This is a genomic window from Acinetobacter lwoffii (assembly GCF_019048525.1).
GTDB classification, from domain to species: Bacteria; Pseudomonadota; Gammaproteobacteria; order Pseudomonadales; family Moraxellaceae; genus Acinetobacter; species Acinetobacter lwoffii_K.
Map to the genome: position 1 here is coordinate 1,046,591 of NZ_CP077369.1, position 22,187 is coordinate 1,068,777.

The following is a 22,187-nucleotide window of genomic DNA, read 5'->3' on the forward strand; positions in this document are numbered from 1 at the left end:
AAGTGTAAGAAGACTCAGCTGAAAATACCAAAACCCAGAAACATCAAAGCCTCACTAAAAAGCGAGGCTAAGATATGGTGCCGGCACACGGATTCGAACTGTGGACCTACTGATTACAAGTCAGTTGCTCTACCAACTGAGCTATGCCGGCATGGTGGAGTGCATTTTACAGATTTTTTTTGGCCACGCAAGCCAAAAAATAACCGTTCAATCAGTTTCGGCAGGATTTGTTTATTTTGACCAGATGGATGAAAAGTTCTGTTTTTGACTATGTGCAAAGAAATGGCCCATATGTGAAGATATGGGCGAGGGTGAAAGCACAGGAATGGTTATGGATATGAGTCGGTTATACGGTTTATCTGTTTTTCAGGATGCGATCTAATTCTTGTGCACATTCCTCTAAAGTAAAGGCCATATCAAACTGCATTTGAGGTTTGAGTTCTTGAGCGAGGCTTCTCCACTGTTCGATGAGTCTCAAGGCTTTTTGAATTTTATGTTTATTGATGTCCTTGGCAATGGTTGGGGTATAACCGCCACGTTTTGCATTTTTAATCTGTTTGGCATAGTTTGCGCTGTTATTCATGTTCACTCTCCGAATAGCAGTGTATCTATTTTTAACTTCAAATTTGAATGGCTCGGTTTACTTGGTTATTTCTTTCTATCCTGTGGTTTTTATTCTCCTTTTAGTTAATTTATAAGCAACATAACATAGCTTTGATGACAATAAAATTAAGCTATTTCTGTGCCAGTTTTTTGTTTGAACACATAAATAAAAACCTGAAATGAATGGCGTACAGAAACTACACAATTCATCAGTTTTTTGGTTGATGAAAAATGAAGATTTTTAAAAATAGAATTGAGCGTAAGTGTTGTGTTGCAAAAGATTTTTATGAACGAGGACTGGTATTAATTCAATGCCTTTGCCTAAGGCGATAGATAATAATATTTTAAGATCTAAGCAGATAATTTTTTTTACTGATGGGATGATGGATAAAATTAAATATAAAAAAACCCGAATCATGTGATTCGGGTTTTTAAATTCTGGCGGTGAGAGAGGGATTCGAACCCTCGAAACGCTATAAACGTTTACACACTTTCCAGGCGTGCTCCTTCAGCCACTCGGACACCTCACCATAGGCCGAGGATAATAGCGAAAAAAACCAGCTGTGCCAAGCTGAAACAATTGATTTGCGGAAAAACTTTTAATGCGGTGCTATGATTCGCAAAAATGCTTGTTAAAAACGAAGACAATATATGCAAAGCACTGCACAAAAGGCGGCTCTCCCGGTGATTACACTGGCTGCGCTTGGGGTCGTTTTCGGAGATATTGGTACCAGTCCGCTCTATGCACTGCGCCAATGCTTCCTCACCGCACATCTCGCCATTAGCGAAGCTTCTGTACTCGGTATCCTGTCCCTGATTTTCTGGTGCATGATGCTTACCATCAGCTTTAAATATGTCATGGTAATCATGCGTGCTGATAACAACGGCGAAGGCGGGATCATGTCACTGTTGGCATTAAACCTGCGTACCACACGAATCTCTGATCAAAAGAAAATATTCCTGATTGCTTTGGGCTTTGTCGGCGCATCGTTATTTTTCGGTGACGGGATTATTACCCCGGCAATCTCCGTGCTCTCAGCCATTGAAGGCCTGAGTATTGCCACACCCATTTTCAATCAGTGGCTGGTGCCTTTATCCATCGGGATTTTGGCCGGGCTGTTTATGGTTCAGCGACACGGCACAGCCACGATGGGCAAGTTTTTTGGACCTTTAACCATGCTCTGGTTTTTGTCGATTGGCGGTTTTGGTTTGTGGAGCATCATCCAGACCCCGTTTGTACTCTGGATGGTGAATCCCTACTGGGCCTATCATTTTGTGGTCGATCAGCCCTATGTGGCTTTTCTGACCATGGGGGCGGTGATTCTGACCATGACTGGGGGTGAAGCGATTTATGCCGATATGGGGCATTTTGGCCGTCTGCCGATTCGTCTGGCCTGGTTCATTATCGTCTTGCCATGTTTATTACTGAATTATGCCGGGCAAGGCGCCTTGTTACTGCGTAGTCCTGAAGCACTGGCGAATCCTTTCTATATGCTGCTGCCAGACTGGGCCTTGTTCCCGATGATTGGACTGGCGACTGCAGCGGCGGTGATTGCCTCACAGGCGGTCATTACTGGGGTATTTTCTATGGTCAATCAGGCCATTCAATTGCGTTATTTGCCGCGCCTGTCAGTCAAGCATACCTCTGCATTGGAGCGCGGCCAGATTTATCTGCCTTTTATTAACTGGATGCTGTTTATCTCGGTGCTGATCCTGATTTTACTGTTTGAAAATAGTGCCAATCTGGCCAGTGCTTATGGCGTTGCGGTGACCATGACTATGCTCTGCGGCACCATTTTGATTTCGATTCTAGCCTATGGTTTCTGGCGTTGGCCGGTCTGGAAAGTAGCTTTATTTGCTGTACCATTCCTGGCACTGGATTTGGTTTTTGTGGCCTCAACGTCCTTGAAAATCGCTTCGGGTGGCTGGGTGCCGATTCTGATTGGCGCGGTACTGTTTATGATTCTCATGACTTGGAAAGATGGGCGTGCGTTGGTACTGAACCGTTTGGAACAGGATGCCTTGCCGATTGATCTGTTTATTAAAAGTATTTCGATGGGGGAAGGCACCAAATTTGTGCCAGGCGATGCCATTTTCCTGACCGGCACACCAAATATTGTTCCGCATGCCATGTTGCATAATATTAAGCACAATAAGGTCTTGCATGAACGCAATATCATGTTGACGGTGATTACCCGGGATATTCCTTTTGTCGACAGACAGGACCGAATTGAACTGGAAAAACTGAGTGAGCATTTTTACCGGGTGTTTATCTATTATGGTTTTAAGGATCAGCCGAATATTCCGGAAGCTTTACAACAGGCCTATGAGCAATGGGATTTTGAATATGACCTGATGCAGATCAGTTTCTTTATTTCACGTGAACGGATTATGCATACTGTGGGTGAGGGCATGGCACCGTGGCGGGAAAAGCTGTTTATTTCTATGCAGCGCAATACCAGTCCGGTCAGTGATTTCTATCAGATTCCACCCAACCGTGTGGTCGAGCTGGGCACCCAGATTCAGATGTAAATAAAATAAAAAAGCATAAAAAAACCAGAGGCATACTCTGGTTTTTTTATGGGAGAAACAATAAATAAATGAGCTTCAGATTATTGCTCAAGTTCTACCGCAGCTGCTGGCATTTCAGGTGCAGCATTCAAAGGTTCTTCCATCAGTACTGGCTCTGCATCAGATTGAGCCGCAATTTCAGTCTGTTCATTGCTGACGTCTGCTTCAGTCAAAGCTGCTTGTTGCTGTGCTTCAGGCATCGGTTGTTCTGAGGCAATAGCTGCTTGCTGTTGCTCTTCAGACATTGCTGGTACGGCAGCTTGTTGTTCTTCTAGTGCTGGTTGTGTTTGAGGCATCGTCATAGACGTGCTGGCTTCTACTTCTGATTCAGTGGCTGGTTCAACCAGATTGGCCGGCAACTCTGATTCATTCATACCTGGTTCTGTGACAGGTGGTTGAGGGGAAACAGTGCCTGAATTTGGTGCCTGAGTCGTCGCTGGATCGTTGGGCATCGGTGCCTGTGTATTTGGCATGGCTGGTTGCGGTGCTGCTGTGCGCGGATCGACCAGACGGATCTGACCAGAATTCACCAAGCTTTCTAAAGAGGCTTCCTGACCATTCACCTTGGTACTGATTTTAGCTTTAGACAAGCTTTCAAGTGTTTCACCTGGTTGAACCGGTGGCTCGGCAAATGCAGCTACGCTGATCACACTTGTGACACACTTGTGAATAATCCTAAACCTAATGCTTTAGAGAGTTTGGAATTCATGATTGACACCATTGCTAATAATTGTACGAATTGAGATAGGCCGTTAGCTTTACACACTCAATCCATTGGGCCAAACAAAGCTACGCAAACACAGAGAAACCTCATTTAAAAAGAAATAAAATTAGACAGTTTGTTACAACTACCTAGGGTTTTAGATAGTTATTGTTTATTTAGTAAACGAATGGTAGAGCCAAGATATACTTCACTTATACAGCTTGTTAAGCTCGGTCAAAATCTGTATTGATCTAAAAGTACGTGTAAGAATGGCCAAGAAGCAGCGTAAATCCAAGAACTCTTTTTTTCAGTTTTTAAATGATAATAGTATTAAAGTCATTCTGGGCGTGGTGGCTTCGAGCAGCTTCGCCATCGCTTTTGGCCAGGAAAAAATCAGTCAGTGGGTGTCACTATCCTCTTCCAGCAATTCTGCCTGTCTGAACCAGTTTTATCGGGATGTGCCGCCATATTTGATAAAAGACAGTCTAAAAAAAGACAGCTATTCACTGTGTTTTAATGGCTTTAATGTCGGTTATTCCGGGGTATCTAAAACGCCACTTTGGGTTGCAGAAGCCTTAACGCCAGCACGCTTAAGCCAGAAAATTCCCCGTGAAGATAATTTTCATGAAGAAGATCGGGTCAGTGCGAAGCATCGTGCCACATTGGCAGATTATCGCGGTTCGGGTTATGACCGCGGTCATATGGCGCCGAATGCGGATATGCCTAACAAGGCTGCGCAGTCTGACAGTTTTTCATTGGCCAATATGGTGCCGCAAGCGCCCAAGAATAATCAGCAGGTCTGGCGTGAGCTGGAAGAGGCCACCCGTGCTATTGTGACCAAGCAGAAACAGGATGTTTATGTGGTGACCGGACCGGTCTTTGCCGGGAAGAAGCTGAAAACCATTGGCAATGGCGTGATTGTGCCGACCGCGGTCTATAAGGCGGTTTATATGCCGAAAACCGGTGCTATTGGTGCTTACTATGCACCGAATGACAATTCACTCAAAGTACGTATTGTCAGTGTCTGCTATCTGGAAGAACAGCTTGGAATTAACCTGTTCCCGCAGCTTACCGAAGAACAGAAACGCAATACCTATAAGCTGCCACTGACCGGAAATGCCGTAAAAGCCAACCAGAAAATTGAATACTCTAATTGGGATGCAGAAAGCCAGTGTGCCGAAGAGGTTTCCGAAGAAAACCTGCAGGCACTGCAACGCGAGTTTAAGTCTTCCGGTTCAGGCAGCTCGACCTCCTCAGCGACTGGCGGTGCGATAGACAATGCAACGCAAGATGCCATTGTGAAACAGCTGATTGATGCCTTGTTGCAATATATTTTGCAGCTGTTGAAATAAGCTTGCTGAAAAAACCGGGATTCGGGTAGCATCGACATCAGACGTTCATGGAAAAATAACAAAGACAGGTAGAAGAGGATATGTTTAAAGCATTTGAAAATGGCAGTGAATCCCATGCCATTCATGATCTGACTTTGGAAAATGATCTGGACTGTGTCAGTCTGTATGGCAACTTGCAAATCACCAAGGATCAGCAGGGACTGAAAGTGGCCAAAGCCTTGCAGGCTTTTCTGAATGATGTGGTACAACAACTTGAAAACACGCCGGACTTGCCAGAAAAAATTCAGCGTGATGATATGGATGAAATTGAAAATCCATTTTTATAAGCGTTTTTAAACGCGATGATCTGCATGTTCCATGTAAAACATGCAGAAAAACAGAATCTAGAAATCATGGCTTTTTAGAGGGTTTTTATTAAAAAGCCTAATTTTTTTGCTCCCGCAATATCTCCAAACACCAGCCAGAACGTGCCGAGTAATTCGGCAAGATATCTATCCATATTTTAAGTCCTTATTCTTATATTGATCATCAGGTCATAGGGGTAAGAGATTTAAATCATCAATGCTGCTTGAAGCCCGTATATCAAACCAACATACTGGTGGTTTAAGCAGCTGACATATTCTGTTGACGCCACTGCTGCGGCGTCAGTCGGGTCCATTGCTTAAACGCACGCTGAAATGCACTCTGTTCAGAATAACCGAGTAACATTGCGGTTTCTTGCAAGCTCAAGTGTGGATCTTTCAGGTATTGCATGGCCATCATGCAGCGGATTTCCTGCATCCGTTGCTGGTAGGTTTTGCCCTGTTTCTGCAAATGGCGCTGTAACTGGCGCACTGAAAAATTCATCTGCTCGGCAATATGTTCAATCTGGAACAGGTTTTTTTGCAGGCCAATCAGAATCGCCTGCTGTAATTTCTGGTCAATCTGGGTGGAATTGGGAATTGCTCCAGTAAAGCTTCCGCTTGTTGCTTGAGCAGCTTCTGTAAGGTCTGATCTCCCTGTTTTAAGGGCGTAGACAGTTCGCTGACAGGCAGCAAGACTTGGTTCTTGGCTTGGCCGAAACGAACCTTACAGCGAAAATACTGTTCATACAGCGCAATATTTTTAGGTGCTAGATGCTGAAAATGTACTTCGTACAGATGCAGATGATGGCTATCCAGAATATTTGATTTCATGAATTCAGTCATCAGCGCAATTGCGATTTCATCGGTCAATTGAGTATTGAGCTGAAACGGGACTTCGATCCAGCCAATCGAAAAATAATTGCCTTCTCCCTGAACCTGTAGCGGGCTGCCATCATAAATCAGGCGATGATAATCATGATAGCGCATGAAGGCTTCACCCAAGGTCTCACTTGAGAGTGCCAGATAGCCAATAATACCAAGGTGTTTAGCTTCAACCAGTTGGGCGATTTCCAGGCCTAAAGCTGGTCGTTGCAGCTGTTGATCAAGTGTTGTTAACAGATCACGCCATAGAGCGAAATCAAAGCGTTCCAGATTTTGAATGGCCAATAATTTCTCAGGGACTTCAAGCTGTTTCAACTGATAATAGTCCAAAAGTAAATGTCCTAAACCACCGTATACTGAACCTACGTAGTTTTTTAGAACCAGCATTTTTAATTCTTTTATTTTGTCGTATTTTGTCAATCATATTGAATATTTTGGTCAATTTCTAGTCTTTTATTTAGCCTATATTAAAAATAGACCAAGAGGTAAAAGATTATGTGGAAAGGTTTTCTGGCAGGACTTGTCGTCGCAAATGGATTTGAATGGTTTGCGCATAAATATGTATTGCATGGTGTTCACCGGCCGGGACAGAGCCGTTATAGTCCGGTACCCGAGAGTATGCGCTCACACTGGGAGCATCACCGGATTGTGCGAAAAACGGAATTTTCCGATTTCGGCTATGTAGAAGGACTGGATAACTGGCGTACCCGCAATGAAATTGCCTCACTGGCAGTGGTCGCGACCGTCTTTGGACTCAGTTTTTATCCCTTCTCCAAAGGCATGTCACTGGCCGCCCTATATAGTGCAGGCAACTATTATTATTTACATCGCCGGGCGCATCTGGAACCGGAATGGGCCAAAAAGAAATTGCCCTGGCATTATGATCATCATATGAATAGTAATCAGGATGCCAACTGGTGTGTGACCAAGCCTTGGTTTGACTATCTGCTCGGTACCCGGGTGATTTCCTCGGCAGATTTGCAGGAACAGAATCCTTTAGGTCTGAGCTTGCCTGCCCCGATCTCGAAAAAACTGAACCGCTGGGCAGCACAATATTTTCTGGTTAAATCGGCCGATGCTTTCTCTGAAATGACGAAAAATACTGCAAAAAATATGGCAATGAAGCAGTTAAATACGTAGGTCGTGGAATAAGACAGGGCTTTGTCGTGATTTGTCAATAAAATACGATTGTATTGTCAATATTGTCCTGCGGATTTCACTTATAGTTGCTCACGTCGGTGAGCAAAGCCTTATACTGATGATGTTTCTGGGGGGGATGAGTTCTTTTGAATACCAAGTGCTGTAGTCTTATCTTGGTTTTATAAGGAGTCGAAAGACTCCTTTTTTTTGTCCCGTATTTGCTGTGTTGTTTTATTTAAGGCATAAAAAAAGAGTGTTTATAAAAACACTCTTTAATTAAATCATCATCTAAAACGGCTTAAAGGCGCATTTCAATACCTTGGGCTGCCATATAGGCTTTGGCTTCCGGAATGGTGTGCTGGCCAAAATGGAAAATTGAAGCTGCCAGTACTGCATCAGCACCACCATGGATAATGCCGTCCGCCAAATGCTGTAAATTACCCACACCACCAGAAGCAATCGTCGGTACCGTGACGCGGTCATTGATGGCACGCATCAGGGCAATGTCGTAACCGGCTTTGGTGCCATCGGCATCCATCGAAGTAATCAGTAATTCACCTGCGCCGAAGTCAGCCATTTTCACAGCCCATTCAATCGCATCAATCCCGGTTTCTTTACGGCCACCGTGGGTGAAAATTTCCCATTTGTGGTCGCCAGTTTTTTTGGCATCAATTGCAACAACGATACACTGTGCGCCAAAGCGTTGAGACGCTTCCTGCACAAACTCGGGATTATAAATCGCAGCCGAGTTGATGCTGACTTTGTCTGCACCGGCATTGAGTAATAGACGGATATCTTCGACTTTACGTACACCGCCACCGACAGTCAGAGGTACAAAAACCGATTCAGCCATGCGTTCTACTGTGCGGTAAGTCGTGTCGCGTCCATGATGTGTAGCGGTAATATCAAGGAAAGTAATTTCATCGGCACCTTGTTCATTATAACGGCGCGCCACTTCGACCGGGTCACCCGCATCACGAATATCAAGGAACTGGACACCCTTGACCACGCGGCCGTTATCCACGTCCAGACAAGGAATAATACGTTTAGCTAGCATAAATTTTTCCAATTATTACAGCCGATTATGAAACTCACCCACGCAAGCGCTACACCTTGGCAGATGGAAACGGTATTCTAGCAAAATTATGTAAGTTTTTTCGCAGGTTTTCTATGTCGGTTTATACCACTTTGACTTTAAAGGAAGTTCAGGATTTTGCAGCGCCTTATGGTTTAAAGGCGATTGATCTGATTCCCATTCAAGGCGGTATTCAAAATACCAACTATTTTTTAGTCTGCGAAGATCAGCAATATGTGTTGACGGTGTTTGAAGATATGGATGAGCAGGCGGCAGGTGAACTGGTTCCTGTGCTGGAACATCTGGGTCGGGCCGGGTTGGCCGTTCCCGTGCCTTTGTCGCATTCAGGCAAGGCCATTCACAGCATTAAAGATAAACCGGCACAGATTGCACCACGCCTGATGGGTGAACATCCGATGCCATCTACCATCGCGCAAGTTGAAGCGATTGCTGTGGCTCAGGCGAAAATGCATGTGGCTCTCAAAGACTTTAACCTGCAACGTAATTTCGTCCGTGATCATGCATATTGGCTAGCCGTTTCTCAAGAGATCAAACCGAGCTTGAGTCCGGCAGATAAAGTCTTGCTCGGCAAATTATTAGGTTTATATGAGGCGTTGACGGCGGTATATCCAGACCGTCCACGCGGTTTCATTCATTCAGATCTGTTCCGTGACAATACCTTATTTGAAGGCGATCAGCTGAATGGTATTCTGGATTTTTATGAGCTAAATAAAGATGAATGGCTGTTTGATATTGCTATTACGTTAAATGACTTCTGTACCGAATATCCTGACGTGGTCTTGAACGAAGAAAAAGCGATTGCCTTTTTAAATGCCTATGAAATGATTCGTCCTTTAACCAGTGATGAACGCGCTTGTCTGGAATTGTATCTGGCTATGGCAGCAGGACGGTTCTGGATGATGCGCCTGCAGGTGGCTCAGCGTAATGCAGCATTAGGCCGGACCGGCGAAGATATTTTGCAAAAAAATCCGGACGAAATGCGTAATATGCTAATTGAACGCTTAAAATTCGTCACCGCTTAAACAAACAGATTAAAAAGGATAGGGGATATGCGCGATCAGGGACGTTTGGTGGAATGGTTTGATGATCAGGGTTATGGTTTTATCCAGCCTAGTGATCCGGCCAAAGATCGCGTATTTCTGCATATCAAGGACTTTGCCAAGCCTGACCCACGTCCAATCGTGGGCTGTGCGCTGGATTATCTGGTGATTCTGGATAAACGCGGCCGTTATCGTGCGCAGCAGGTGATGTACCTGAAAGCAGTACAAGCCAAAAGTCTGCAAGCAAAATTCAAACCCTCCAAGCCACAGCAGACACAGAAATTACAGCCGATGCAGATTGCCTGTGTGGCCTATATTCTTTTACTGGTGGCTTTGACCTTGGGTGGTTTACTGAGTGGACTGGTGTTGTTGCTGGTCAGCCTGATGAATGCGCTCAGCTACTGGCTTTATGCCCAAGACAAAGAAGCAGCCCAGTTGGGCAACCGTCGTATTCCGGAAAATACTCTGCATCTGGTGGCTTTCTTGGGCGGCTGGCCAGCAGCATGGTTGGCACAGCAGAAATTACGGCATAAAACACAAAAACAACCTTTCCGGCAGATATATTTTTGTACCATAGCCTTTAACATCATTTTGATTCTATGGCTGATTTCCCCGTTGAATAGTTTAAATATCTAGGGGAAGTACCAGGAGGGGACGTGAACTATTCCATTGATAAAGACTCAAACCGCACACTGACTTTTGCACTGTACATTTTATATATTATGGCCATTTTTAGTGCTGGCCTGCTGGCTGTCGTGGCGTTGATCATTAACTATGTGAAACGGCGCGATGTGCGCGGTTCCATCTTTGAAAGCCATTTTACCTGGCAGATCCGCAGTTTCTGGTGGTATCTGTTCTGGAATATCGTCGCCTTTATTCCATTTTTCTTTTTGTTCTTTACCGGTGAAGATCCTAACCTGTTTGCAGGGGTCGCATTTGGTGCATCCGCGTTCTGTTTAGTGGTGGTGGTTTTGGCCTGGATCTGGATTGTGTATCGGGCGATTCGCGGCATCATGCGCTTAAATGACAATAGACCGATGTATAGCAAATAATTTTAGCCGTATTTCCCTAGAGAAAAAAATCCCTCTTTTTTAAGGGGGATTTAGCGGAATTAAGAAAGATCTTGCTTTAATTCTTCTGTGGGTTCTTTTCTTAAAAACTTTGGTTTCCATTCACTGGCAATCACGCCAAGCACCACCATCAATCCACCGACTAGCGCGAGTGCAGGTAGCCGTTCTCCGGCCAGACGGCCAAACAGGGCTGCCCATACCGGTTCGCCGGCATAGATAATTGCTGCCTGTGATGGATCGACCATGCGCTGCGCCCAGTTCATCACCAGTTGGATCAAGGCACTGGCAATGCCTAAACCGACTAAAATTCCTGCCAGATGCCAGTGAAATCCAGGTAACTGAGATTCACCTAAAACAGGTGCGATCATGAAGCAGAACAGGGATGCAAAAATCAGTTGCAGCACCGTGACCCGGCGGACATTCACCTGCTCGGCAAAATGGCTGATAAAAATAATCTCCAGTGCAATCGCAATCGAACCGAGCAAAGTCAGGGTTTGCCCGAAACTGAGCTGAATCGCAGCAAAACCATTTCCTGTCAAAAACACCAGACCGATAAAGGCAAACAGCGCTCCGATCCAGGTCATGACATGCGGTTTTTTACGGAACATGAGCCAGAGCAGGATCGGAACCAGCGGAACATACAAGGCCGTTAAAAAAGCCGACTCACTGCTGCTGATGGTCTGCAAACCCACAGTTTGGGTGCCGTAGCCAATGGCGATCATGATGCCAATCACCGCGCCAGCGAACACTTCTTTCAGGTTCATGCCTTTTAGCGACTTCAGTGAAATTAGGGTGACAGCAAGCGCTGCCGCAGCAAAGCGCAGGCCGACAAACATAATCGGACTGCTAAAATTTAGCCCGTATTGCACAGTAATAAAACTGCCGCCCCAGATAATGGTGATCAGGATCAGGGCGAGTTGCGGTGCTTTTACCATCCAGCCGGAGTGATTTTTGGAAATAAGTGTAGACATGCCAGGAGATCAGAAAATTAAAAAAATAAAAAAGAGGTCCGAAGACCTCTTTTACAGCAGACTTAATTATAGCGCCTGTTGCTCATCTAGCAATAACTGTGCTTCACGCAAGCTTAATGTACCTTCGTAAATCGCACGGCCGGTAATTGCACCTAAAATACCCAGTTGATCTTTCAGGTTACGTACATCATCCAGATTGGTCACGCCGCCTGAAGCAATCACAGGCAAACCTGAGTATTGTGCCAGATTCACGGTTTGCTCAATATTCACACCCTGCATCATGCCATCACGTGCGATGTCCGTATAGACAATGCTCGACACGCCCGCATCGGCAAAACGTTTCGCCAGGTCAGTAGCCTTGACATCAGTCACATTGGCCCAGCCATCTGTTGCCACCATACCATTCATGGCATCAATACCCACAATAATGTGGCCAGCAAACTTTTGACATGCTTCTTCAACAAATTCAGGATCCTGAACTGCTTTGGTGCCAATAATCACAAAAGAAACACCGGCTTGCAGATAATGCTCGATGGTTTCCAGAGAACGGATACCCCCACCAATCTGGATCGGCAAATCAGGCTGAGATCGGACAATGGCTTCAACCACTGGCTTATGGATTGGTGTACCTGCGAAAGCACCGTTTAAATCTACTAAATGCAAGCGGCGAGCGCCTTCATTTACCCAATGCTGTGCTGTTGCGACCGGATCGTCTGAAAATACGGTATCGTCTTCCATACGACCTTGCTTTAAACGGACACATTTGCCATCTTTCAGGTCAATTGCAGGGATGATCAGCATGCTTTCGCTCCTTGCTTAATCTTTAGAATGAATTTGAGTGAGTTCATCTTAGCAAATAAAGTCGAATTTTCTAACTCTTAAACGGTATGAATAAAGAAAACCTGTGCGCAGACAGGTAGCAGTGAGGTCATTTATTTTAATGGATTTAATGATTCGTTTCTTAAATAGAGATCAGATTTTCTACAACGGGTTGTGTACTAAGGGGGTCGATAATCGAAGCTGTAAGATCTGCTAAAGTCACAACCACCTTACCGACCGCGCTCATCATGGCTTTCATGTGTACATGAAGTTGCCAAAACTAGCAGGTCACGCAAGTGCTTAAGCCGTCGATGAAGGACGGATTCTCAATTTCAATGAAGTATTGGGAATCTCTTTGGGTAAAAGATCCCGCCGCAACAATTCTTCAAATACCAGCACGGGCGCGTAGGCATCTGCGGCTGCATAATCAATCTGTGCCGGGCTGAGCTTCTTGCTGGCCCAGTTCGAGGTACTAATCCGTTTAGATTTAGGAAAATTTACTTGAAACAACAACGCCATGGCATTTTTTAATCCGACCGGATTATTTAAACCAAAAGCTTTAAAACATTTGGACAGTTCAATCACACTATTCAGTTCAATGCCTTTTTTACGGAACAGGTGCGCATCATTTTTCAGGCCAAAACCGACCTTGATCTGCTCGCGACTGGCAAAAATCGGCGTGAGAAATGTCCAGATCGCCGGACTCATTTGAAATAAATAGGCTTTGTCTAAAGTCGCCAGCTGAATCAGGTGTGGCCCAGTCGAGACTTCACCGACTTTAAAGGTGGGCTTGGATTCAGAATCGAAACCCAGGACTGCATGGCTTTTTAGTTCCTGTTCAAGAGTATGACAGTGTTCCAGGCGATTAATCACCTGAATCTGTTGCATCGGAAGATTTTGAAATACAGGAAAGGCCTGAATTTGTTCTTTGCTTGGTAAAGTGTCCAGCCGCTGTTCCATACGCATTAATCATGAAATGAATACGTTCAGCTTAATCATTTTCCTAGCGCTAGGCAAAAATAAAGCCTATAAAGAATGAGCTTTATGCAAAATTTAAACAGGATTAATCAGTGTGATAGCTACTCTGTTCCATCTGCGCCTGTTGAGCACGCGTCACATAGTCTTGATAAGCTGGGATTGCAATCGCGGCTAAAATACCGATTGGAAAAATAAGTACATAAATCAATCCCAACACCTTTTCCCAAGCTTTGGTGGTACGTCGCGGGCCGTATTGATTGCTTCTGTCATCACCTTTGGCAAAAATCAGATAAAGGATAAAAATCAGATTGAGTAGCGGAACCAAGATCAGCAGCGATAACCATCCAGTATGATTGCGGTCATGTAGACGGCGAATAGTAAAAACAAAACTAAAATAAAGCATGACCAAGTAAGCGAGTCCGATGAGAACAGTTGCAACCATGGATGAGCCTGCCAAGGCAGAGCTATCCATAAATAGGCCAGGTGAAAAAGCTGCAATGATCCCAATGATGATCAGGAGCGAAAAGGTCATTAGCATGTTCCAGCCGAGATAAGACAAGCGGCCAAAACGACCATTTGGGCTTAAAGCTGATTCATTGCTTGGATAGTGTGGATTCATTATTGTATTTCCCCTGAGTTTAATTATTTTTAAATATAATGAGTTACTTCAACATTATAACAATTTTAATGACTAAAAAATAGTCAGAATCACTAGCAGTGAACTAATCTAAATGAATAAAAAAGCCCGCAATCTGCGAGCTTTTTAGGCGAAAGGAAAATCAGATTTTCCAGTCCACAAAGTTTTTCAATAACTGTAAACCGGCGGTATGGCTCTTTTCCGGATGGAACTGAGTGGCAAACAGGTTTTCTTTATGAATTGCAGTACAAAACTCGATGCCATAGGTACAAGTAGCTGCCACCAAGTCTGAATCTTGTGGCTCTACATAGTAGCTATGTACAAAGTAGAAACGTGCATCCTGTTCGATATTGTTCCACATCGGATGCTCTGGATCAGCCTGATGCACCTGGTTCCAGCCCATATGCGGCACTTTTAAGCCCGCCATTTCCGGAAAATGCTTAACCGCACCTTCGAAAATACCCAGTGCATCGGTACCACCATTCTCTTCAGAATGTTGCATCAAGGCTTGCATACCGACACAAATAGCCAGTACCGGCTTGTTAAACACGGCATTGCGTACCACTTCATCAATGCCGGCTTCGTGCATGCCTTGCATGCAGTCACGCATGGCACCTACACCCGGAAAGACAATCTTGTCTGCCTGAGCAATCAGTTTTGGATCATTGGTGACATCCACTGTGGCACCGACATGTTCTAACGCTTTTGCCGCAGAGTGCAAATTTCCCATGCCATAATCAAGAAGGGCAATACGGGTCATTACAGTGTACCTTTGGTTGAAGCTACCGTATTGGCAGCACGTGGATCCACTTCACAGGCCATACGCAGCGCACGCGCAAATGCTTTAAATACGCTTTCGATCTGGTGATGGCTGTTTTTGCCTTTCAGGTTGTCGATATGTACCGTCATCAAGGAATGGTTCACAAAGCCCTGGAAAAATTCAGAGAATAAATCCACATCAAAACGGCCGATCATGGCACGGGTAAATGGAATATCCATAAACAGACCCGGACGGCCAGACAGATCCACCACGACACGGCTTAAAGACTCATCGAGTGGCGCATAGAAATGACCATAGCGTTTCAGGCCTTTTTTATCACCTAGTGCTTGCGCGAAAGCCTGACCCAGCGTAATACCGCAGTCTTCCACAGTATGATGGTCATCGATTTCCAAGTCGCCATCACAATGAATATCAATATCAAACCGGCCATGACGCTTGATTTGATCAATCATATGATCTAAAAAGGGAATACCCGTGTTTAAGGTGCCTTGACCAGTACCGTCGAGATTCAAACGAACTCGAATTTTGGTTTCGTTGGTATTTCTTACCACTTCACTGATACGATCTGTCATAGACACGTTCCTCAAATACGTCAAAATGATTGATGTAGAAAATATTTTCGCCGTGACGAAGTCACCGCATATTAGATTGCTCAGGAGGGTTTATCAATGCCTATCACCGTACATGCTTATACTTCTTTAGAAAATGACGAAGTGCGCAGCCAGCTTGAGCGACTGTATGACACGAGCCCTGAATTTAGTGACGGGGCAGATGCCATGGAACAACTAGAGCAAAACCTTGCACAGTATACCTCAGTTTATAGCGCAGAATTTAATAGCAAAATTATTGGGGCAATCTGGTGCACCGGACAGGGTGAAAGCCGGATTCTGGAAAATATCGTCGTACATCCGGCCAACCGTGGTCGTGGCGTTGCAGAAAGGCTGGTGAGCGAAGTTTGCCGCATGGAAGAAGAAAAAGGCGTGAAAAACTTTGTGCCGGGCTGTGGGGCCATTCATCGTTGTCTGGCCAATCTAGAAAAAATCTGAAAATCGATCAACCATAAGCAGCCATTAGGCTGCTTTTTTATGTAAATAAGCGCTTAAATCTGTTTTATTGCTGAGGTCTTTGGTAAACACTGTTCGATTTTTGACTCAAATTGACGCGAGTTGATGGAAAAGTAAACATTTAACGAAAATTATTCTCTCTGCTCTTGACGATTTCAAGCCGAAACTGTTTAATACGCGACATCGGCGTGATAGCTCAGTAGGTAGAGCAACGGATTGAAAATCCGTGTGTCCCCAGTTCGATCCTGGGTCTCGCCACCATATTTAAAAACGATTTCAAAGTTTTCAATCCCTGATCCCATCAGGGATTTTTTTTAGGCCAAAAATCAGCCACTCAAATATTTTTTTCATAATTTTGATTGACTAATGAGGCCAGATACGGCTTAATACACCGCATCGGCGTGATAGCTCAGTAGGTAGAGCAACGGATTGAAAATCCGTGTGTCCCCAGTTCGATCCTGGGTCTCGCCACCATATTCGAAAAAACCTCAAACAGTGTTTGAGGTTTTTTTTCGCCTGTCACTTTGTCATTCAGCTGAAAACAGTGGTTTTGCCTCACTATCTGGTGTTCAGGCGATGAGTCTGTGCTCTGCTATTTCCGGGATGATTCACATGAGTTGCCATTCATCTGAGCAAGCATGAGTTATCCAAGTAATCAATGTAATCTAGTAGATAAGAATATTGGAAATTGACTGGATCATCATCAGTTGCAGTATTTGGGCCATCAATAATAGGGGAAAGGCAGATCAATGAATATCATGAAAATGTCTATATTCGGACTCATGCTCGGTGTTTACAGCATCGGAGCACAAGCCGAGGACGAGCAAGCGGTTGTGACTCTGCCCACTATGACCGTGATGGCTGAACCTGAAATGAGTAATGAAACCGGCTATGTGCCTTTTGTACAGGAAGAAAAGAATCTGCGCGCCTTACAGCATCAGGTGATTCGTGGAACCCGGGATGCAGAGAATTTCATGGTTAATCCCGAGATGGTGGCAAACCTCGAGATCCAGCCCATAAAAGCACCTGATTTAGATTCACTGTCACCGGCACTACAGCGGTATGTGCTGACCATTGCCCAAGGACTGCAATCCAGTGATCCAACCCAGGGGCTGTATACCATTCTGGAGAATTTTGGCATTGATCGGAGTAATAGCATGCAGCCAGATCGCAATATGAAGATCCAGATCAATCTGGACAGGGTGAATATCGACCTGCTTGAAAATCACCTGAATTTACCGCCTGTTATGCAATTACCGAGGCAGCCCTGAAATACTGTTCAATACTACCTATCCATCCCCGCCAGTCGGGGATTTTTTATTGCTTGAATTTACGGTAAAAGGAGCATTAATTTCTAATCGCCCGCTTAAAACCAGCTCGAAATATGCGCCAGTAATCAGGCTGACATGACCGTGTATCAATCCTCACAGTAATGCTGATCATATTTACACAAGTTTAAGGAACAATAAGGTCTCTCCCCCTGAAATGATGATGCGGAGGTTTTCCTTATGCGTCCCCTTAGCACAACTTTCCTTGTATTAATAAGCCTGTTTTCTTTGCTGCATCTGGTCAATGCGCATGCCGCCCCAGAGTCAGTCACTTTACCGACACTGACCGTGATGGCAGATCGTGAATTGCGTGAAGAAACGGAATTCATGCTGCCGCTGCAAGAACAATCCAGCCAGAAAAAGGCGTTAAAGATGCGAATGATGAAGATTGAACGTGAATTGCAGGACTACTCGGTCAATGCTGATTTCGCGGGTGATCTCGACATTCTACTGAGCAGCAATCCGGCACGACTGGATAGCCTGCCACCGGGGCTGCAACAGTATGTACAGGCCATCGCAGATGGTTTGCGCTCTGCTGACCCACGTGATGGGATTTATCTGATGCTGGTGCCATTTGGCATTAACCGTGATGCAACATCAGTTCAGGCTGCCCGAGAACAGTTCAACCTGAATAATATTGACCGGACGCTGCTGAATGAATGGTGTTCGGCGAACGGTTGCTAGATAAAGTCAAACGATTCAGCGCGAGCTTAAAACAGGATTTCGATCTGATTTCCTTTTGGAACAGTCCGTGCCTTTGCATAGGGGTTTTGTATAGAAGAATTGATTTATGCTTAAAAAATAAGCATATTGATAAAAAGGAAATCTATACATAACCTGCAGCAGGGGAGCATGTGCATGCCGCGTGTTTTTATGATTGTAGCCGCTGTGACACTGGCAATTTTTATTGGGCTGTTTTATCAGAATTCAGTTCAGCAAAAACATCAGGCCGAGCTGCTCGAATATGAAACTGTGCTTGAAGAAAAAACCGAGAGTATTGCGCAGCAGGCACAGGACTGGTCTAAACCGATTCAGATTGAACTTGAGGATGACCGTCTGGATGGTGACTATGCCATCATGGCTGAATTTATGCTGGGGCAATTGCGCGACAGTGCCGAGGAACGTAATCAGTATCTACGCGACTTAAAAGCCGCCAACTGGCAGAATTTTCTGAATATCGACCGCTTGGCTAAGGATCAGGCACAAGGCTATAAAGAAACTGAAGCCATGCTCAAGCAAGTCCATCAAATTGTGAATAGCTATCAGCAGAAAATCCAGCAGCGCGATGCCGAGCTGATCGACAAGGCACAGCAACTGGATATTAAGAACCGTTATCGCCAGCAACTGAGCCTGACCCTGAAAGACAGTCAGCAAAATAGTAATGCACATGTCATTTTTGAAATTGAAAAACAGACGCTGGCCAAGGCTGATGCCTTATTTGCAGTACTGAAAAAGCATAAATGGCAAAAGAAAAATAACACCTTTATGTTCTATGACGATAAAGCCGTGCAAGAGTTTAATGCGCTGTATAAAGAAATGCTGCACCTGAATAAACAGACGGAACGAGTGGCGAGCGCTAACCAGAAAGAGGTTGAAAACAAGTTGTAGCCTGACTGAGATGACAGGATTGCCATAGGACTGTCATCTGCTGTTCAAACTCGCTTGCTAAATTGAAAGGGTCGCACAGATCACGACATAACATTTAAGCAGGTGAGTCATGCAAACAATTCAGGTTTTTGCTGATATTCAGCAGGTGTACGGTGAGTTTGTCGCAAATAAAACATGTCCAAAATTACAAAGGATGAATAACGGGGACAAGAACCGGTTGTTCTTGGATCAATATTTCACGCTGATCGAGGACTGGCACTATACCGAACAGATTGTGATTCAGTTCAATCAGCAGTATTTCAGTCTGGATCTGGGGAGCGCACCGGATTTTATGGATCAGGATAAATACATCAACTGGCTAAAGTCGGAACTGCTGCATTAATCAAGTCATCAAATTCCTGATTGATATACAACCGAGCTGTTTCAAGAGAGGCAGCTTTTTTATTTTGATAGAAAACTGGTATTGATCTTGCTGTTGCATCGGCACAGCGCGAACAGGCGCTGATTCCAATTCCGATTTGAACAGGCTATGCTGAATTAATTACTGCTGCCAAAAGAATGGCAGGCGGAGCATGGATGATATGGAGGGCAAAAATTATGCAACAGTTGAGATGTTATAAGGAACTTCCAGTCTGGAACCAGCAGAGTATTCCCCAGGGCTTTAAGAATCAGCACAATACTAAAGCCGGCACCTGGGCGAAACTGACAGTATTAAAAGGTGAGCTGCGTTTTGCCATGCTGGAAGAATCTGGTGCAGTGCAATCCGAGCATGTGTTTACACCAGAGCAGCAACCGCCATTTATTGAGCCTGAGGCCTGGCACAAAATTGTCTCTGCCAGTGAAGATGTCGAATGTCAGTTACGTTTTTACTGCCAGCCTGAGGATTACTTTATCAAGAAATATCAGTTAAATCCTACCCATTCTGAAGTGCTGGCAGCGATGCCCTATTTAAAAGGTGGCCGTGCGCTGGACGTCGGCTGCGGTACAGGGCGTAATGCGCTTTATTTGAGCCAGAACGGCTTTAATGTCGATGCCTGGGATGTCAACGAAAACAGTTTGCAGACTTTAAGACAGATCGTGCAGACTGAGCAGATTGATCATGTGCAAGTACAGCGCCGCGACCTTAACACGGATACCAACATTGCAGGCCAATATGACTTTATCTACTGTACCGTGGTGATGATGTTTCTTGAGGCGAAAACCATTCCACCGCTTATTGCACAGATGCAGCAGGCGACCGTGCCAGGTGGCTATAACCTGATTGTCTGTGCCATGGATACGCCAGATATTCCGGCACAAGTCGATTTTCCATTTGCTTTTCAGCCGGGGGAGTTGCGAGGGTATTATGAGGGCTGGCATATTGTGAAATATAATGAAAATGTCGGTGAGCTGTATCGTGTCGATGAGCAGGGTCAGCGGATTAAACAGCACTTTGCCACCATGCTGGCGCAGAAGGTTGAATAGAAGATTGAGGATTTTTTTAAATTCTTGAGCTTAAATGAGACTACATAAAACAAAAAAAAGATGTCAGGCTGACATCTTTTTTTATGCTTTTAAAAAGCTTAAGCCGCTTTTTTAAACCAAGAGAACCAGCCTTTTTTCTCGGCTTTTACTTCTGCTTTTTCAGCAGTAGCGTCTTTGGTTTCTACTGCTTCAGTTTTCGCAGCTTCAACGTGTTGTTCTGCTGTAGCTTGAGCCGTTTCTACTTGAGTTGTCGCTTCTGCTTTTACTGCTTTAGCTTTAGTTTCAGCCGCTTGTTGAGTTGCAGCAACAGTCGCTTGAGCAGCTTCAACTTTCGCTTGTGCAGGTGCAGCAGCTTCTTTGGCAACAGTTTGGGTTGTTTTAGTTACAACAATTGCTGGTGTAACTTGAGCTTCAGTTGCCATTGCAGATGCAGAAGTCGCTACGATTGCAGTTGCGATCATTGTTTTAAGCATGTTCATATAAACCCTTTTAAGGAAATAGGAAAAAGAGGCTTGATCATACGCTTATAAAATTTAAGTGATTCATAATCAAGATTTAAGTGACTGAAAAATAAACCAATTTTACAAATAGATAACATTTTAATTTAAATAAAAAAAGCTCCGAAGAGCTTTAACTAACGACATAAAGTTTAGGTCTAGGTTTAGATTCTTCAAATTTATCTATTGAATAAAATGTTAGATCATTGAAATCTGAACGAGAAATGCCGATTCCATCTAGCATTTTAGAAATACTAAAACCATCTTGAGTGGCTAAAGTTTTTAAAATTTTTGAGTAAAACAGAGATTGATCACCATAAGTTGGATCAGGTTCATTCAAATGATATCCAAAAGAATTTATACGAATTGAGTTGTTTTTATAAATCCAATCAGAAATCAAATCTAATTTATGGCAACGATAATTCACAGCTTTAAGTGAGACACGCCAATATTTTTTATACTCAATCATAGATTGAATACTTAAATTTTTTGGTAAATTACTGGTAAAGCCTTCATAAGGCATCAGAAATTCTGAAGCGAATTGATCTGCTTCACTTTCTTTTGTTCGATTGTATTCGGCATTATCATCTTTGTGCAGAATCATATGACCAAGTTCATGAGCAGCGTCAAAGCGTTGTCTTTCAAATGATTTAAAATCATTTAAGAATATAAAAGGATTGCCACTTTGTTCATCAAAAAAAGAAAGTGCATCCATTTGTTTTATATCAAAAGGTAGGCGAAAGACGCGAAAACCCTTTAGCTCAAGTAGCGCAATAATATTATTAACGGGTTGGATGCCTAATCCCCAAAAACCTCTTAAATTATTTGCAACACTTGATGGATAGTCTGGGTGATTAGATTCAAAAATTTCAAGATCAGGGAAACTAAATTTAGGAAGAGTTAATTTACTCTCAAAGTAAAGGTTAATTTTTTTTGCTAACAGAATATAGGCTTCATTTGCATTTCTATATTCAGCCTTAATTCTAGCTGCTGACCTATAAAAAATGTCGGACGAATTGACTAATTCGAGATTATCGTCCGCTAAAAAAAAGCTAGCAGGCAAACCCAATTTTTCAGTTATTTGCTGAAAATCTTCACAACTAATAGGATATTTTCCATCTGTTAAAATTTTACGAATTTTAGGCTCAGAGCAACCTAAAAGATTAGCAAAATCTTTATTGGACAAGCGTCGCAAATCCTTCGCAACCTTTAATCTAGTTCGATCAATTACTTGCATTT

23 protein-coding genes, 4 tRNA genes and 2 pseudogenes are annotated in these 22,187 nt (G+C 44.0%); 15 read left to right on the forward strand and 14 right to left on the reverse strand.

Going from position 1 to position 22,187, the window contains the following annotated elements; translation table 11 throughout:
- Positions 1-75: 75 nt before the first annotated feature.
- From I6L24_RS04840 to I6L24_RS04850, 3 genes are all read right to left on the reverse strand, one after another.
- A tRNA-Thr gene (locus I6L24_RS04840) sits at positions 76-151 on the reverse strand.
- A 204-nt stretch (positions 152-355) separates the two neighbouring features.
- Positions 356-583: a hypothetical protein gene (locus I6L24_RS04845; RefSeq protein ID WP_004647282.1), complete on the reverse strand. Its 228-nt coding sequence runs from the start codon at positions 581-583 to the stop codon at positions 356-358.
- A 459-nt stretch (positions 584-1,042) separates the two neighbouring features.
- A tRNA-Ser gene (locus I6L24_RS04850) sits at positions 1,043-1,133 on the reverse strand.
- A 121-nt stretch (positions 1,134-1,254) separates the two neighbouring features.
- Here I6L24_RS04850 and I6L24_RS04855 point away from each other — a divergent pair.
- Complete coding sequence (locus I6L24_RS04855; protein WP_086044218.1) at positions 1,255-3,135, forward strand: potassium transporter Kup; 1,881 nt, start codon at positions 1,255-1,257, stop codon at positions 3,133-3,135.
- An 80-nt stretch (positions 3,136-3,215) separates the two neighbouring features.
- On the opposite strand, the pseudogene I6L24_RS04860 reads toward I6L24_RS04855, so the two are convergent.
- Positions 3,216-3,883, reverse strand: a pseudogene (locus I6L24_RS04860) (superantigen-like protein SSL4).
- 263 nt (positions 3,884-4,146) lie between these two features.
- On the opposite strand from I6L24_RS04860, the gene I6L24_RS04865 reads away from it, so the two are divergent.
- Both I6L24_RS04865 and I6L24_RS04870 read left to right on the forward strand, forming a co-directional pair.
- Positions 4,147-5,229 (forward strand): DNA/RNA non-specific endonuclease, encoded by a 1,083-nt coding sequence (locus I6L24_RS04865; protein ID WP_086044217.1) that lies wholly within the window; start codon positions 4,147-4,149, stop codon positions 5,227-5,229.
- A gap of 80 nt (positions 5,230-5,309) precedes the next feature.
- Entirely contained in the window at positions 5,310-5,555 is a 246-nt protein-coding gene (locus I6L24_RS04870) for a hypothetical protein (RefSeq protein WP_004729221.1), read from the forward strand.
- Between the two features lie 277 nt (positions 5,556-5,832).
- Here the strand turns inward: I6L24_RS04870 and I6L24_RS04875 are convergent.
- A pseudogene (locus tag I6L24_RS04875) lies at positions 5,833-6,842 on the reverse strand (AraC family transcriptional regulator).
- A gap of 108 nt (positions 6,843-6,950) precedes the next feature.
- Here I6L24_RS04875 and I6L24_RS04880 point away from each other — a divergent pair.
- The gene (locus I6L24_RS04880; protein ID WP_086044216.1) at positions 6,951-7,595 is read left to right on the forward strand and encodes a sterol desaturase family protein; all 645 of its coding nucleotides are present in this window, start codon (positions 6,951-6,953) and stop codon (positions 7,593-7,595) included.
- 298 nt (positions 7,596-7,893) lie between these two features.
- On the opposite strand, the gene hisF is transcribed toward I6L24_RS04880, so the two are convergent.
- A complete protein-coding gene (gene hisF / locus I6L24_RS04885) occupies positions 7,894-8,652 on the reverse strand; it encodes an imidazole glycerol phosphate synthase subunit HisF (protein ID WP_004647284.1) in 759 nt (252 codons plus the stop codon).
- Positions 8,653-8,765: 113 nt separating this feature from the next.
- Here hisF and I6L24_RS04890 point away from each other — a divergent pair, with 113 nt between their 5' ends.
- The 3 genes from I6L24_RS04890 to I6L24_RS04900 are packed head-to-tail and all read left to right on the forward strand — an operon-like array spanning position 8,766 to position 10,783.
- On the forward strand, positions 8,766-9,713 hold the full coding sequence (locus I6L24_RS04890; protein WP_086044215.1) for a homoserine kinase: 948 nt from the start codon (positions 8,766-8,768) through the stop codon (positions 9,711-9,713).
- Between the two features lie 27 nt (positions 9,714-9,740).
- Positions 9,741-10,367, forward strand: coding sequence for a DUF1294 domain-containing protein (locus I6L24_RS04895; protein ID WP_086044214.1), 627 nt, complete (start codon positions 9,741-9,743; stop codon positions 10,365-10,367).
- A 20-nt stretch (positions 10,368-10,387) separates the two neighbouring features.
- Positions 10,388-10,783: a DUF4870 family protein gene (locus I6L24_RS04900; RefSeq protein WP_216986484.1), complete on the forward strand. Its 396-nt coding sequence runs from the start codon at positions 10,388-10,390 to the stop codon at positions 10,781-10,783.
- 59 nt (positions 10,784-10,842) lie between these two features.
- Here I6L24_RS04900 and I6L24_RS04905 read toward each other — a convergent pair whose 3' ends face one another.
- The 6 genes from I6L24_RS04905 to hisB form a co-directional block, all read right to left on the reverse strand.
- Positions 10,843-11,772 carry a DMT family transporter gene (locus I6L24_RS04905; RefSeq protein ID WP_086044212.1) on the reverse strand — a complete coding sequence of 310 codons (930 nt, stop codon included), beginning with the start codon at positions 11,770-11,772 and terminating at the stop codon, positions 10,843-10,845.
- 66 nt (positions 11,773-11,838) lie between these two features.
- On the reverse strand, positions 11,839-12,573 hold the full coding sequence (hisA, locus tag I6L24_RS04910) for a 1-(5-phosphoribosyl)-5-[(5-phosphoribosylamino)methylideneamino]imidazole-4-carboxamide isomerase (RefSeq protein ID WP_086044211.1): 735 nt from the start codon (positions 12,571-12,573) through the stop codon (positions 11,839-11,841).
- Between the two features lie 318 nt (positions 12,574-12,891).
- Positions 12,892-13,551: a 3'-5' exonuclease gene (locus I6L24_RS04915; protein WP_086044919.1), complete on the reverse strand. Its 660-nt coding sequence runs from the start codon at positions 13,549-13,551 to the stop codon at positions 12,892-12,894.
- Between the two features lie 103 nt (positions 13,552-13,654).
- The gene (locus I6L24_RS04920) at positions 13,655-14,188 is read right to left on the reverse strand and encodes a DUF805 domain-containing protein (protein ID WP_005173134.1); all 534 of its coding nucleotides are present in this window, start codon (positions 14,186-14,188) and stop codon (positions 13,655-13,657) included.
- 160 nt (positions 14,189-14,348) lie between these two features.
- The gene (gene hisH / locus I6L24_RS04925) at positions 14,349-14,966 is read right to left on the reverse strand and encodes an imidazole glycerol phosphate synthase subunit HisH (protein ID WP_086044210.1); all 618 of its coding nucleotides are present in this window, start codon (positions 14,964-14,966) and stop codon (positions 14,349-14,351) included.
- The gene (hisB, locus tag I6L24_RS04930) at positions 14,966-15,559 is read right to left on the reverse strand and encodes an imidazoleglycerol-phosphate dehydratase HisB (RefSeq protein WP_005250418.1); all 594 of its coding nucleotides are present in this window, start codon (positions 15,557-15,559) and stop codon (positions 14,966-14,968) included. The genes hisH and hisB overlap by 1 nt, the downstream gene beginning before the upstream one ends.
- A 96-nt stretch (positions 15,560-15,655) precedes the next feature.
- Here hisB and I6L24_RS04935 point away from each other — a divergent pair, with 96 nt between their 5' ends.
- From I6L24_RS04935 to tehB, 8 genes are all read left to right on the forward strand, one after another.
- Positions 15,656-16,033: a GNAT family N-acetyltransferase gene (locus I6L24_RS04935; protein ID WP_004278652.1), complete on the forward strand. Its 378-nt coding sequence runs from the start codon at positions 15,656-15,658 to the stop codon at positions 16,031-16,033.
- A 203-nt stretch (positions 16,034-16,236) separates the two neighbouring features.
- A tRNA-Phe gene (locus tag I6L24_RS04940) sits at positions 16,237-16,312 on the forward strand.
- Positions 16,313-16,449: 137 nt separating this feature from the next.
- Positions 16,450-16,525, forward strand: a tRNA-Phe gene (locus I6L24_RS04945).
- A 275-nt stretch (positions 16,526-16,800) separates the two neighbouring features.
- Complete coding sequence (locus I6L24_RS04950; protein WP_005250420.1) at positions 16,801-17,322, forward strand: hypothetical protein; 522 nt, start codon at positions 16,801-16,803, stop codon at positions 17,320-17,322.
- Positions 17,323-17,559: 237 nt separating this feature from the next.
- Positions 17,560-18,063 (forward strand): hypothetical protein, encoded by a 504-nt coding sequence (locus I6L24_RS04955; RefSeq protein ID WP_086044209.1) that lies wholly within the window; start codon positions 17,560-17,562, stop codon positions 18,061-18,063.
- Between the two features lie 174 nt (positions 18,064-18,237).
- Complete coding sequence (locus tag I6L24_RS04960) at positions 18,238-18,987, forward strand: hypothetical protein (RefSeq protein WP_005108098.1); 750 nt, start codon at positions 18,238-18,240, stop codon at positions 18,985-18,987.
- A 109-nt stretch (positions 18,988-19,096) separates the two neighbouring features.
- Positions 19,097-19,369 carry a hypothetical protein gene (locus I6L24_RS04965; RefSeq protein ID WP_004278649.1) on the forward strand — a complete coding sequence of 91 codons (273 nt, stop codon included), beginning with the start codon at positions 19,097-19,099 and terminating at the stop codon, positions 19,367-19,369.
- Between the two features lie 215 nt (positions 19,370-19,584).
- On the forward strand, positions 19,585-20,451 hold the full coding sequence (gene tehB, locus I6L24_RS04970; protein WP_086044208.1) for an SAM-dependent methyltransferase TehB: 867 nt from the start codon (positions 19,585-19,587) through the stop codon (positions 20,449-20,451).
- Positions 20,452-20,549: 98 nt separating this feature from the next.
- On the opposite strand, the gene I6L24_RS04975 is transcribed toward tehB, so the two are convergent.
- Both I6L24_RS04975 and I6L24_RS04980 read right to left on the reverse strand, forming a co-directional pair.
- Positions 20,550-20,930: a hypothetical protein gene (locus I6L24_RS04975; protein WP_216986485.1), complete on the reverse strand. Its 381-nt coding sequence runs from the start codon at positions 20,928-20,930 to the stop codon at positions 20,550-20,552.
- A gap of 151 nt (positions 20,931-21,081) precedes the next feature.
- Positions 21,082-22,185, reverse strand: a complete 1,104-nt coding sequence (locus I6L24_RS04980) for an XRE family transcriptional regulator (RefSeq protein WP_004729258.1) — start codon at positions 22,183-22,185, stop codon at positions 21,082-21,084.
- Positions 22,186-22,187 lie beyond the last annotated feature (2 nt).